Source organism: Burkholderia contaminans (assembly GCF_029633825.1).
In the GTDB taxonomy this organism is placed as follows: Bacteria; Pseudomonadota; Gammaproteobacteria; order Burkholderiales; family Burkholderiaceae; genus Burkholderia; species Burkholderia contaminans.
On the sequence record NZ_CP090642.1, the window covers coordinates 624,480 to 638,807 of the forward strand.

Genomic DNA, 14,328 nt, shown 5'->3' on the forward strand with positions numbered 1-14,328 from the left:
AGGTGCGCGCCCGCCGGTATCGATGCGAGCCGAATTGTAGGGGCATATTTCAATTCTCGCCAGACGCATTGACTCTATTTGCTTCATGCCGTTTTTCGGATACTTCATCGTATATCGCGATTTTTGTTTGCGGTACGGCACGCCGATGTCTGTCCATTTCCGCCATTTTCATTTGTGCCGCCACGTGCAGTCGCGCAGTTCCGCGTTTTTTTGGAAAAACCTCGTGAGGAATTTTTCTTCAATCCGTTTCGGCAAAGGTTTTATCCTCCCGGTAAAACATCTCAATTAATTTCGCTGGTGCGAAATCGTTTGCGAGATGCGCGTTTTTATCGCAACTCGTTGAATATATGGGATTTTACAATCTATAAAGAATGTCGCCTTCAATAATTTTAAATCGTGTCTCATAATTCGTCCGAACTTTGAGTGAAGGGTTGCACCGAGCAACACAAGGCACGGCAGGTTGTGACGGACGTTGTGCGATTCGGGTCCGAGGCATCAGTTGATGTCACTCCGGGCGCATGTCCGTTACGCGCAAGCGCAAATCCGGTTGCCGTGGATGAAATAAAAGAAGCGGGGTTGGTCGCGGTCGGCGCGGCATCAAATACGGGGTGTCCATGACGTCGGATTGAATCTCCTGATTCAGTCGCTGGGTGAATTCGCCCATATAAAACGATATGCATTCCTAATGCACTGCATGAATTAACGGAACGGGCCGTCGTGCGAACGGCGTGCCCGCGCTTTCGAACGTCCCGTCGCCACGGGCGAACGATGCGTGTCGCCTTCGGCACGCTCGGGCCACGCACGGGAATCGGGTTCCGCACTGAAGTCGCAATCGCAATCGCAGGTGAAGTCTTCAACAAAAGTAAGTAGTCCGTATTCAAACCAAACGCTACAAAACGGAGCAGAAGACCATGAAGAGGAAGCAGATTTCGGCGCTTGCCGCCGCCATGTTCACGGGTGCAGGTGTCCTGATCTCGGGTGCCGTGCATGCGGATAATTTCGTCGACCGCGGCAACCCGGACAACGCGCTGAACGGCCAGTGCATCGACGGGACGAACCCGCTGTGCGTCGCGACCAAGAGCGGGAGTTACGTGGCAGTGAGCACGGCAAACGTCAAGATGGGCACGAATGCCAAGGCAGGCACCAGCGGGATCGCGATCGGCGACCAGTCGAATGCGAGCAGCAATGGCGGCACCAGCAGCGGCGGTGCGATCGCGATCGGCGTCGGTTCGCAGGCGCTGGCGAACTCGGCCACGGCCATTGGCACGGTAGCCGTCGCGCAAGGCAACACGGCGCTCGCCATCGGTCGCCAGTCAGCCGCGGTCGGTGATTTCTCGATGGCGCTCGGCAACGTCGCCGATGCGCACGGCACGAGCTCCATCGCGCTGGGTCACTCGGCGCTCGCCAGCGGCGATCGTTCGGTTGCGATCGGCGGCGCCAACCCGACGTCGAGCGACGGCGTGTCGGCCGGCGCGTCGTATGACGCAGCCACCCAGACGCGCGCCGGCGGCACGCAATCCGTGGCGATCGGCGCAGGCGCGCAGACGAACGACAACAACCAGGTGGCGATCGGGTCGGGCAGCATCGGTGCGAACAATGGCGGCACGCCGGTATTCGGCGGCACGGCCGCGCCGGTTGGCGGCGCGGTGTCGTTCGGCTCGATCGGCAAGGAGCGCCAGCTCAAGAACGTCGCGGCAGGCGCGGCCGATACGGACGCCGTCAACGTCCAGCAGCTGAAGAACGTGAACGGCACGCTCAGCACGAGCATCGCCACGGTCGATGCGCGCGTGACGTCGGTCGGCAATTCGCTGTCGACCACGATCTCGAATGTCGACCAGCGCGTGACCAGCGTCGGCAACAGCCTCAGCACCAGCATCGTGACCGCTACGAAGAACGTCGTGAAATACACCGACGATTCGCATGCGGCGATCGCACTCGACGGCGCCAATGGCACGACGATCAACGGCGTCGCGGCGGGCGTCGCCGACACCGATGCGGTCAACGTCGGCCAGCTGAAGGGCAGCGTGGCACCGCTGCAGACGTCCATTTCGACGGCGGCGTCGAACATCACGAACCTGCAGACCAGCGTCACCGGCATCAACACGTCGCTGAGCACGGCAACCACGAACATCAGCAACCTGCAGGCCGCCGACGCGCGCAACGTGAAGTACGACGGCCAGAGCGGCTTCGACTCGGTGACGTTCGCCGGTACGAACGGCACGACGCTGCACAACGTCGCAGCCGGTGTCGCGAACACCGATGCAGTGAACGTCGGGCAACTGAACGGTGGCCTGGCGTCGCTCAGCACGAGCGTGACGAACAACATCAGCACGACGCTGGGCAACCTGAGCACGTCGATCACGAACCAGATCGGCGACGCAACGAAGAACGCCGTGCAGTACGACGATGATGCGCACAGCGGCGTGACGCTCGGCGGCAAGGGCGCGCAGTCGCCGGTCGCGCTGCACAACGTGGCAGACGGCATTGCCGCGAGTGACGCCGTGAACGTCGGCCAGCTCGGCAAGGCGACCGACACGCTGAATCAGTCGATCACGAATGTCGGCAACAGCGTCACGACGCTCGGCAACCAGGTGACGACGAACACGGGCAACATCGCGGCACTCCAGCAGGACGCGTTGTTGTGGAACACGAACCTCGGCGCGTACGATGCGAGCCACGGCGGCAACGGCCCGCAACGCATCGGCAACGTCGCGGCCGGTGTTGCGAACACCGACGCGGTCAACGTCGGTCAGCTGACGGGCAGCATCGCACCGCTGCAATCGTCCATCTCGACGGCGGCGTCGAACATCACGAACCTGCAGGGCAGCGTCACGGGCATCAATGCATCGCTGAGCACCGCAACCACGAACATCAGCAACCTGCAGGCCGCCGACGCACGCAACGTGAAGTACGACGGGCAGAGCGGTTTCGACTCGGTGACATTCGCCGGCACGAACGGCACGACGCTGCACAACGTCGCAGCCGGTGTCGCGAATACCGACGCGGTGAACGTCGGGCAACTGAACGGCGGCCTGTCGTCGCTCAGCACGAGCGTGACGAACAACATCAATACGACGCTCGGCAACCTGAGCACGTCGATCAACAACCAGATCGGCAACGCGACTAAGAACGCCGTGCAGTACGACGATGATGCACATAGCGGCGTGACGCTCGGCGGCAAGGGCGCGCAGTCGCCGGTCGGCCTGCACAACGTGGCGGATGGTGTTGCCGCGAGCGACGCGGTGAACGTCGGCCAGCTCGGCAAGGCGACCGACACGCTGAACCAGTCGATCACGACCGTCAGCAACAACGTGACGACGCTCGGCAACCAGGTGACGACGAACACGGGCAACATCGCCGCGCTCCAACAGGACGCACTCCAGTGGAACGCGACTCTCGGCACCTACGATGCGAGCCATGGCGGCAACGGCCCGCAACGCATCGGCAACGTCGCGGCCGGCAAGAACGGCACGGATGCCGTCAACGTCGACCAGTTGAACGCGGCGATTCAGGACGGCACGAGCCAGCTCGACGCGCTCGCGGTGAAGTACGACGACGCGAGCAAGAAGCAGGTTTCGCTCGGCGCGGGCAACGGCGGGAGCCCGGTGCACCTGACCAACGTCGCGGAAGGCAACGTGGCGGCCGGCAGCACGGACGCGGTGAACGGCGCGCAACTGCGCCGCTCGACCGACGGCACGGCGGCCGCGCTGGGCGGCGGTGCGACGGCGAATCCGGACGGCTCGATCAGCGCGCCGGCCTATAAAGTCGGCGGCGGTTCGTTCAACAACGTCGGCGATGCGCTCACGAACCTCGACGGCCGCGTCGGCAGCAACACGACGACGCTCGAGAATCACGAAACGCGCATCGGCAACGCCGAAACGAGCATCGCCGGCAACACGGCCGCGATCGCCGGGCTGCAACAGGACGCGCTCCAGTTCGACCCGAAGGCCGGCGCCTACAACGCGGCGCGCGGCGGCGCACCGACGAAGCTGACGAACGTGGCCGACGGCAACATCGCCGCGGGCAGCACGGACGCGGTGAACGGCGGCCAGTTGTCGGGCGTGAAGTCGTCGCTCGAACAGCAGATCACGCAGGTGTCCAACCAGGCTGGCGAGGCCGTGAAGAACGTCGTCAAGTACGACGTCGACACGAACGGCAACCGGCTGAACTCGGTATCGCTGATCGGCGGCGACACGAATGCGGCCGTCGTGCTGAAGAACGTCGCGGCGGGTACCGACGATACGGACGCGGTGAACGTGAAGCAGCTGAAGGGCGTGCAATCGAGTCTCAACCAGCTTGGCGCGCTCGCGGTGCAGTACGACGACAGCTCGAAGAGCTCGATCACGCTCGGCGGCGCCGGCGGCACGCGCATCACCAACGTACAGGCAGGCACGCTCAGCGCAACCAGCACGGACGCGGTGAACGGTTCGCAGCTCAACGCGACCAACCAGCAGGTTGCGAAGAACACGACCGACATCACGAACCTGCAGGGGAACGTGACCAACATCGCGAACGGCAAGGCCGGCCTCGTGCAGCAGCAGGATCCGAACGGCGCGATCACGGTCGGGAAGGACACCGGCGGCACCAGCGTGAACTTCTCCGGTACGTCGGGCGACCGCGTGCTGACCGGCGTCGCGGCGGGCGTGAACAACAACGACGCGGTCAACATGGGCCAGTTCAACAATGCGCTGAAGAACGTCGCGGCCAACGACCAGATCCGTGCGGCGGTGACCGATGCGAACACGTCGTGGATCGCACGTGCCGATGCGGGTTCGATCGGGTCGACGGCAACCGCAACCGGCAAGAACGCGGTGGCGGTCGGCCAGGGCTCGGTTGCCGATCGCGACAATTCGTTCTCGGTCGGCGCGAAGGGCAGCGAGCGCCAGGTCACGAACGTCGCGGCCGGCACGGCGCCCACCGACGCGGTGAACGTGCAGCAGTTGAACGACAACCTGTCGGCCGCGTCGAATCAGGCGAAGGGCTACACCGACCAGCGCATCGGCCAGGTGTACAACTCGTTCAACGACCTGAAGAAGGACATGTACGGCGGCGTGGCATCGGCGATGGCCGTGGCCGGCCTGCCGCAACCGACGGGCGCGGGCCGCTCGATGGTTTCGGCGGCGACGTCGAACTATCACGGCCAGCAGGGTTTCGCCGCCGGGTACTCGTACGTGACGGAAAGCAACCGCTGGGTCGTCAAGGCGTCGGTGACTGGCAACGCGCGCTCGGACTTCGGCGCGGTAGTGGGCGCGGGTTACCAGTTCTGAAGTCGTCCGCGCAGTATCGATTGAACGGTGGGGCCGGACATCGGTCGTGATGCCCGGCACTGGCTGGAAATCCGTGGCCCGGGGTGGTTTTTTCACCCTCGGGCCATCGACGTTTGATGCGTCGCGCCGCGCTCAGCCGCCGGCGCGAGTCAGCCTGTCGATGATCGCGCGGGTGTGCGAAGGCCGGGTGATTTCCGTCCAGTGCAGATCGGCGCAGAGCGCGACACCGCCGATTCGCATTACTCGCCACCCGACACGCGGTTTGTGCCGCTACGCAGGACTTCAAGAGCAAGAAACGGAGTGCCTGTCAGCGCACGGCCGCCTACATTGCCGTGATGAACCTCACTCACGGGATGTGAAAACCATGACCTTGCTCGAAGGGAAAGTCGCCATCGTCACCGGTGCCTCCAGCGGCATCGGCCGAGCGATCGCGTTGATGTTCGCGGCGCACGGCGCATCAGTCGTATTGGGCTCGCGAAGCGAAGCCGCACTGAATCAGGTGGCCGACGCGATCCGTCTTCAGGGCGGGCAGTCGCGCGCCTGCGCGGGCGACGTCGGTCACGCCGATACGCATCGAAGGCTCGTGGCAACGGCGCTGCGCGAGTTCGGCGGTCTCGACATCGCGATCAACAACGCCGGAACGGTCGGGCCGCTCAAACCGCTCGCCGACATCTCGCTCGACGATTGGCAGCAGACGCTGTCTACCAACCTGACGGCGGCCTTCCTGGGTGCAAGCAGCCAGATTCCCGTGATGCTCGAACGCGGAGGCGGTTCGATCGTCTTCACGTCCAGCTTCGTCGGAACCAGTGTCGGGCTTCCCGGCATGGCCGCATATGGCGCGTCCAAGGCCGGCTTGATGGGATTGGTGAAGGGCATTACCGCGGACTATGCGACACGCGGGATTCGGGCGAATGCGCTGTTGCCGGGCGGTGTGGATACCGCGATGGGGGGAGACAGTGACCAGAAGGAGTGGGCGGCCGGGCTCCACGCGATGAAGCGTATCGCGCGCCCCGACGAGATCGCATCCGCGGCGCTGTTCCTGGCGAGCCCGATGGCCAGTTTCGTTACCGGCTCGGCCCTGTTCGCCGACGGCGGTAATGCTGCCGTGAAGTGATGCGCCGTTGGCGCAAGCTCAGCCGCCGGCGCGAGTCAGCATGTCGATGACCGATCGGGTGCGCGATGGGCTGGTGATTTCAACCCAGTGCAGATGCGCGAATTTCGGGTCGTCACGCAGGCCGGCGAACTTGACACGATTCCTGGCGAACGTGGTGTATGACCACAGCAGCACCGACTCCCGGGAGAATGCCATCCGCAGCGACTCACGGTTTCCGTGCGAAAGCTCGGTGCGCATGAGTCCTCGGCTCAACGTGCGCCAGAGCACCCGGGAGAACACAGTCCGTCGCCCGAAGTTCAGCCAGATCACGTGAGTGGCTCTCGACCAGAGCGCGTCGCGCACGGCGCTGTAGTTCCCGTCGGCGACCCATCGGTCGCCGGCCGTCGCGGCCAGCACGGCGCTCTCGAACTGTTCCGGCGGCACGGCTGTCCAGCCGGGGCCCCAGTAGAGCCGATCCAGCTCGATGTACGGGCAGCCGGCTGCTGCCGCCAGTGCGCTGGAAAAAGTGGATTTTCCCGCTCCGCTGGTTCCAACGACGACGACGCGCATGGGTTTGACCGCAGCTGAATTTTTGAAGCTGCGTATTGTGCCTCATGCGTGCCTCATGCAGGAAGCGGCCCCTCGAATGCCGCGGTTCATCGTTGAATATTCGCGATGCCCAGGCTTGCTCCGCCAACCCATCTGCATTGGAGGGGCAGCCTGGTCAACGCCGAATCAGCCTGACGGGCTGTTGCTCGGACCCGTCACACGCAGGCTGAAGACGGAACCTTTCCGGTCACTTCTTGAGCGATACCACCATGTTCTGCGTGTTGCCGACGCGAACGTACTCGAAGCGGAGTTGCTGGTCGTTCGACTGCGGTACTCCGTCGATGGCGATGACCTGCTTGTGCAGCATCGCCGACTGGTCGAACGCGCTGCCGGCGCCGTAGAAGGTGAACTTGCCCGTCGGCTTGGAATCAGGTGTCGACTGGAAGTTGAACAACCCCTGGGGATACGTCTTGTTGCTCAGGAAATCGAAAGGTTTTCCGCCGGAATACGTATCGAATTCCACGTTGGCGTTGTCCGAGATGGAAAACGTTGCCGTCGACGCACTGTCGTAAAACTCGACCGCGTCGGTAACGAACTTCGCATTTGCATCGTCCTGAGCCCAGACCCGCACGCTTTTGCGCAACGTAATCTGCTTGCTCGTCATCGCGCTCTTCGCACGCTTTCCGAACGCGAGACGCGATTCGGCGATCTCCATCTTGCCGCCCGTCGATTCCATGTGCAGCGAGTAATCGTTGCCCGGACCCCGGGGCAGCGCCGCCGGCAGAACGGCATACTCGCTGAATGTCAGCACGATCTCTTCGGCACGGACATTCACCGCGGACTGGCCCTGAACACGCAGCCTCTTGGTGCTGGCGTACAACCGGCAGGAGACGTCATAGAGGCTGGCGCCGGCCAGTTCCAGATCGAGGGAAAGGTCGATATACATGCCGAGCAACGGCGGGACCAGGCCGCCCGCATTCACCGTATCGAAACGGCTGGCCTCGAACGCGGCGTCGACGATCCTGAAGTTGACGAACGGGTGACCGATGAACTTGTGCGGATACGGGCCCATCGTGAAATCGACGCCGCGCGCATCGCCGGAGATTCCGCGCATCACGAGGGTACCGCTACGAAGATCGATTTCAACGGGCGGGATGTCGTTGTCGAAACTTCCGCCCCATACCGACGACTGCCGGGACAGCAGCGTCAACGTTCCAGCGGGCGCGATCATCGAGAAGGATTTGCCGGCTTCCTTGTCAAAGGAAGGGGCGCTCAACTCGTTCGTACCCGGCATGCTGTATGTCTGGTTTTCATTGGGCTTCCAGATGAAGATGTCTGGCATGATGCTCTCCTGATTCATTCGAACGGTACGCACGGGAGCGTTGAATTCTTCCCCGTCAGTCTCGAGGTTGATCGAACGACGACCGGCGCTTGATTGGCTCTGTTCGATCCGCCTGAAGTCAGGCGCATGGCGAAAGAGTGACGTCAATATAGGACCGGTTTTTTCCAGAATCGATTACACGTGATTACGCGGCGCGACGTGCCGGCAGCGCCTGTATCGGGGGGCGAGCAGATGTGTCCGGGCGGGGTAGTCTCGCCGCCGCGCAATGGCCATTTGAATGTGACATCGACGTCTGCTGTTCGCTGCCTGCGCCTTTGCACGACGAACCACAACAATCCTGCCGCACACCGCGGCGGCCAACCCCGACAAGATCAAGAGAGAGAAACGATGGCGACCGAACCCGGGTTGCGGAACAGCATGCAGGTGCGTAGTACCCGCGCCAGCAGCCTGGCATGTGTGCACGGATGGGTAACGGCCAGGCCCGCGTCTCGAGCGAATCGGGGGCTGGCATGAGCGACAAACCCGTTCGGCCGATACAGCCATTGGCAAACCGGTTTCGTACTGATGGCCGTCATCGCCGCGCTGGCGATCGCCCTGTCGTACGCGTTGCCGCTGAAGGCGGGAAGCCGCACCGCGGCCACGTCGGGCATGGCCGGCACTTACTGGATCCTGCTGCGGCGCCCGGGTTTCCTTTGGCCGGCTTGCGCGGGCGGGTTGGGGTTCGCGACGACCGTGACCTTGCAGGAAGTGAGTCCGTTCGTGTTCCAGGAGCATTTCAGGCTGGCCGTGACGAGCTTCGGCAGTATCGGCCTGTTGCTCGGTGTCGCCTATTTCAGTGGCGCGATGCTGGTCAATCGCCTCGTGAAGCGGCTCGGCGGCGTGCGGCTGATGCATGCCGGCGCCGCGCTGGTTGCGCTCGCAACCACGTCGATGCTGGCGTCATCGCTGGGTGGCCTGCTGGCTCATTTCAGCGGCCTGTGGATCTTCATCGCGCTGTATTGCCTCGCGATTTTCGGCCAGGCGGTGCTGTTTCCGAACAGCATGGCGACCGCCGTCAGCGATGCGCACGAACACGGCGCGCATGCGATGGCCTTGTGCGGTTTCTTGCAGCAAGGTCTGGCGGGCATCGCGGCGACCGCCGCGGTGCTGCAGCACCATGGCGGCACGTGGACGCTCGCCGTGTTCGTGCTGGGCGCACTGACGTGGCTGGTGGTGCGGTTCAAGGTGAGGGCCGGCCAGGCGGCGGACGTCGACGGATCGTCCAGCGGCCCCACGCGATAGATTGCGCCGCGCCGCTCGGGCGAACGATTCGTAGAAAGCATGACCTCGTGCGTCGCTCTGAAGACTTTCGCTACGAATTCACGGGCGCCGCCATCGAAAGCGAGAATCGAACAGCCATTAAAGGTTTCATTGATGCATCGGGAATGGCAACAATCAAAATAAATATTTAATAAAGCAAATAGTATCGGGCGCCTCACGCCGACTTCACTTCATTCGTCCCGCGCGACCCGTGCCGCGCACCGCCTCGCCCAGGCGTCACGGGCCTCTCCGGCACATTCCACCGATGCAGGCTTGTCGATCCCGCCATCGCTGCCGACAAGATCATTTCGAATTTATCACCAAACCATGACTCGATTAACAGCGATGACAGAAAAAATTAAACTGTCAGAAAATATCTTGTAATTATAAAAATGACCTTCTAGCATCCCTCTGCGGTTCGTGACATGTCTTAAATCAAAGTTTGTACTTGATGCATTCCTCGAACATCACCCACTTATAACCCGGGGGATTACATGAAGAAACTGTCTCGTCTGCTGTCCATCTCCGCGATTACCGTCGCGAGTCTCAGTGCTTTTGCCCAGGCCGGTGACCAGTCGGCTGCGGTCGACAAGGCACTGCAACTGATCCAGCAGAACCCGTCCGCCTTCAGTCTCGCAGCCGGCGGCGCAGCACGCACGTTGAAGTTCGCCGGGCCGCAGGCGAGCGCGCCGGCGGACGGCGATCAGTTCCAGGTGCGCGACGTGATCGTCGACCCCGACGGCACCGAGCACGTGCGTTTCGACCGCTTCTATGCGGGCCTGCCCGTGATCGGCGGCGACGTGGTCGTCCATTCGAGCAAGGGGCAGTTGAAGCAGGCGAGCGTGACGCAGCTCGCGCCGATCAATCTCGCCGGCACGATCGGCAAGGTCGGCAACCGCGCCGTGGTACGCAACGCACCCGACATCGGCGCTGCCCGGGTCAAGCGCATCGCAGCCGCGCGTTTCGACTCCGACGTGCGCCGCGTCGATGATGCGGAACTCGTCGTGTTCGCACGCGACGTCACGCCGACGCTGGCCTACGCGGTACGCGTTTACGGCAAGGCGACCGATGTGCACGGCGACGCGGTGCTGTACTACGTCGATGCGCGCACCGGCACCGTGCTCGATGCACAGGACCTGATCAAGACGGCCGCCGCGACCGGCACCGGCCGTTCGTTGTACTACGGCAACCTGACGCTCACCACGGACCAGACGGGCACGAACGCGTACCGGATGCTCGATCCGAGCCGCGGCTCCGGCTCGGTCTACGACGGCCGCGGGCTGACCTCGGACGACGTCGAGCAGGCGACCGATCTGCCGATCTTCACGAGCAGCACGAACGTGTGGGGCAACAATACGACCACCGACCGGCAGACTGTCGCCGCCGACATCGACTATGGTCTCGCGCTGACTTGGGACTACTACAAGACCACGCACAACCGCAACGGCATCTTCAATGACGGTCGCGGCGTGAAGAGCTACGCGCACGTCGTATTCAACACGGGCAGCGGCACGACCGGCGCGAATGCGGCGTGGCTGGATTCGCACGTGATGGTGTACGGTGACGGACAACCCGGCACCAGCCTGCCGAAACCGGTCGTGTCGGTCGATGTCGCCGGACACGAAATGAGTCACGGCGTGACCGAGGCCACGGCCAACCTGAACTACTCGGGCGACGCGGGCGGCCTGAACGAATCGACGTCCGACATCTTCGGCACGCTCGTGAAGTACTACGCCAACAACCCGAACGATCCCGGCAACTACGTGATCGGTGCGCGCGTGGTGAGCGGCGGCCTGCGCAAGATGTACAAGCAGGATCTCGACGGCCGGTCGTTCAGCTGTTACCCGTCCGGCGGATTCTCGTGGTCGAATCCGCGCCACGATCCGCATTTCACGTCGGGCGTCGGCAACCGCCTGTTCTACCTGCTCGCGGAAGGCCCGACGGTGCCGTCGACCGATACCGGCCTGACGAAGGCGCAGCTGGTCTGCAACGGCGACACGACCTTCAGCGGCGTGGGTCGCGAGAAGGCCGGCAAGATCTGGTACCGGACGCTGACCGTGTATCTGAACGCCAACTCCAGCTACCCGAACGCACGCCGTGCATCGATCCAGGCGGCGAACGACCTGTATGGCACGAACTCGCCCGAAAGCGCAGCGGTCGCTCGCGCGTGGAGTGCGGTCGGGGTGAATTGATGGCGCTCGTGTGAGTGCGTCGAATGCCCGAGGGTCGCGTGGCGGACCCTGCGCTTCGGAGTAGTGCGAACCAGTCGAAGCCGCACGATGCCCGGGCGAGTGAAGGGCAGAGGTTGATCGACCGCCTGCGATTGCAGGCGGTCGTTTTTTTTGCAGTTCGGCTTTCATTACACCCGCAGCATTACCCGTCGCCTGCACCCCACATCAGGCAGGCCAGCCATCGCCCGCACCCCCGCTATCCCGTCCCGCGTCGTCCCGGCGCTTTTCCCCGGAAAAAATATCTGCCGGCAATCGTTTGCGCCCGGCCGTGCGGCGTTCAGTTTATTCATCGCATGCCGATATCTCGGGGGCGCGCCTGATCGAAGCGGCATTGCCCCCGCCGCATCGATCGGGAATGGCATCAGCCCATGCGACGAATAGGGGAAGAAAGGTTTTGGTGACAGTTTTCGGGTGCATCGTTCATCGGCACAATCACTGGCTGGTGTTGCTTGCCGCACTGCTGTGTGGAGGCGGCTCGTGGGTTACCGCGCGCCTGTTCCAGCGCACGGTGAACACCGCCGGCACGCAGCGGCTCGGCTGGCAGGTGCTGACGGCCATTTCGGCCGGCGTGGCGATCTGGTGCACGCACTTCATCGCGATGCTCGGCTTCGAAGCCGGCGCGCCCGTGCACTTCAACCTGCCGCTCACGCTCGTGTCGCTGCTGATCGCGGTGGTCGGCAGCACGATCGGCTTCGCGCTGACGACCTGTCGCATCGTCAAGGTCGCGCCCGCGCTCGGCGGCGCGATCGTCGGCGTGGCCATCGTGCTGATGCACTACACCGGCATGCTCGCGTGGCGGGTCGAAGGAATCGTGTCGTGGGACGTCGGCTACCTGATCGCGTCGGTGGTCCTGGCGATGACGCTCGCCGCGCTCGCGCTGCACCTCGCGATGCGGCCGTCGCCGCACGCCGTCAACCAGATGGCCGGCGTGCTGTCGCTCGCGATCCTCGCGTTGCATTTCACCGGGATGTCCGCGCTGCGCATCACGCCGCTGATGCTCGACGGCAACTGGGCCGACGTGAGCGAGCTGCGTCCGCTCGCGCTGGCGGTCGCGGGCACGTCGCTCGTGATCGTCTGCACGGGGCTCGTGAGCTACGTGATCGACAGCAACGTGCGGGCCGAATCGCTCGAACACCTGCGCCGGCTGGCGCTGAGCGACATGCTGACCGGCCTGCCGAACCGGGCCAGCTTCAACGAGCGGCTCGACCTCGAAATCGCGCTTGCGCATGAGCAACGCACGAAGCTCGCGCTGATCGGCATCGACCTGAACCGCTTCAAGGAAATCAACGACCTGCGCGGCCACCACGCCGGCGACGAAGTGCTGCGCATCCTTGCGCGCCGCATGGCGAACCTGCTGCGCGAAGGCGAATTCGTCGCCCGCATCGGCGGCGACGAATTCGCGGCGCTCTGCCGGATGGACGACGACACGCGCCTGATGGATCTGCTCGAACGGCTCGAGCCGGCGCTCTACAAGCCGGTCAGGCTGGACGACTACGAGGTCGTGCCGGGCGCGAGCTTCGGCGTCGCCGTCTACCCGGACGACGCCACCACCAAGGCCATCCTCATCAACAACGCGGATCTCGCGATGTACCGCGCCAAGGGCAGCATCGCGCAATCGATCTGCTTCTACGAGCCGGCGATGGACCTGATCGTCCGCGCGCGCCGCAGCCTCGCGGCCGACCTGCGCCGCGCGGTGGCCGACAACCAGCTGAGCGTCCACTACCAGGTGCAGGCGTCGCTCGCGACCGGCGAGATCCGCGGTTACGAGGCGCTGCTGCGCTGGCAGCACGCGACGCTCGGCACGATTCCGCCCGCCGAGTTTATTCCGCTCGCCGAGGAAAACGGCGTGATCCTGGACATCGGCGCGTGGGTGCTGCGCGAGGCCTGCGCGCGGGCAGCGACGTGGGAGCCGCCCTATGCGGTCGCGGTGAACGTATCGGCGGTGCAGTTCATGCATGCGGACCTGACGACGCTCGTGGCGAACGTGCTCGAAGAAACCCGCCTGCCGGCGTCGCGCCTGCAGCTGGAGCTGACCGAATCGACGATCTTCGCCGGCCGCGAGCGCGCGCTGGACACGCTGCGGCAGATCAAGGCGCTCGGCGTGAGCATCGCGCTCGACGATTTCGGTACCGGCTATTCGTCGCTCGATACGCTGCGCTCGTTCCCGTTCGACCGCATCAAGCTCGACCAGTCGTTCGTCGCGGACGCGGAAGCGAAACCGCAGGATCGCGCGATCATCCGCGCGGTGCTCGCGCTCGGCAAGAGCCTGGGCATTCCGATCCTGGCCGAAGGCATCGAGACGCACGACCAGCTTGCGCTGCTGGCCGACGAAGGCTGCGACGAAGTGCAGGGCTACCTGCTCGGCAGGCCCGCTCCCCTCAACGAGATCGTCGGCAGCGGGCAGATTGCGCTGACCGGCGGCAACCGCGCCCGCACGGCGGCTCCTGCGTCCGAATCGGCCGTCGAGGCCGATCTCGACCCGGGCCCGCGCGGGTAACCCTCGACGCCGGACACGGCAGCCCGCCCCCGGGTTGCAGCCCGCAGGCT

The 14,328-nt window shown here is 64.0% G+C and carries 6 protein-coding genes and 1 pseudogene; 5 read left to right on the plus strand and 2 right to left on the minus strand.

The window, feature by feature from the left end:
- Positions 1–911: 911 nt before the first annotated feature.
- Both LXE91_RS34985 and LXE91_RS34990 read left to right on the plus strand, forming a co-directional pair.
- Complete coding sequence (locus tag LXE91_RS34985) at positions 912–5,267, plus strand: YadA-like family protein (protein ID WP_039355548.1); 4,356 nt, start codon at positions 912–914, stop codon at positions 5,265–5,267.
- A gap of 364 nt (positions 5,268–5,631) precedes the next feature.
- Positions 5,632–6,381 (plus strand): SDR family oxidoreductase, encoded by a 750-nt coding sequence (locus tag LXE91_RS34990; RefSeq protein ID WP_039355550.1) that lies wholly within the window; start codon positions 5,632–5,634, stop codon positions 6,379–6,381.
- Positions 6,382–6,399: 18 nt separating this feature from the next.
- On the opposite strand, the gene LXE91_RS34995 is transcribed toward LXE91_RS34990, so the two are convergent.
- Both LXE91_RS34995 and LXE91_RS35000 read right to left on the minus strand, forming a co-directional pair.
- Positions 6,400–6,930: a P-loop NTPase family protein gene (locus LXE91_RS34995; RefSeq protein WP_039355552.1), complete on the minus strand. Its 531-nt coding sequence runs from the start codon at positions 6,928–6,930 to the stop codon at positions 6,400–6,402.
- Positions 6,931–7,156: 226 nt separating this feature from the next.
- Complete coding sequence (locus LXE91_RS35000; protein WP_135370811.1) at positions 7,157–8,251, minus strand: hypothetical protein; 1,095 nt, start codon at positions 8,249–8,251, stop codon at positions 7,157–7,159.
- Between the two features lie 546 nt (positions 8,252–8,797).
- Between LXE91_RS35000 and LXE91_RS35005 the strand changes: the two are divergent.
- The 3 genes and pseudogenes from LXE91_RS35005 to LXE91_RS35015 form a co-directional block, all read left to right on the plus strand.
- Positions 8,798–9,532: pseudogene (locus LXE91_RS35005) on the plus strand (MFS transporter); the annotation flags it as partial.
- 512 nt (positions 9,533–10,044) lie between these two features.
- Entirely contained in the window at positions 10,045–11,742 is a 1,698-nt protein-coding gene (locus tag LXE91_RS35010) for a M4 family metallopeptidase (RefSeq protein WP_039369936.1), read from the plus strand.
- A gap of 436 nt (positions 11,743–12,178) precedes the next feature.
- On the plus strand, positions 12,179–14,278 hold the full coding sequence (locus LXE91_RS35015; protein ID WP_223274484.1) for a putative bifunctional diguanylate cyclase/phosphodiesterase: 2,100 nt from the start codon (positions 12,179–12,181) through the stop codon (positions 14,276–14,278).
- Positions 14,279–14,328 lie beyond the last annotated feature (50 nt).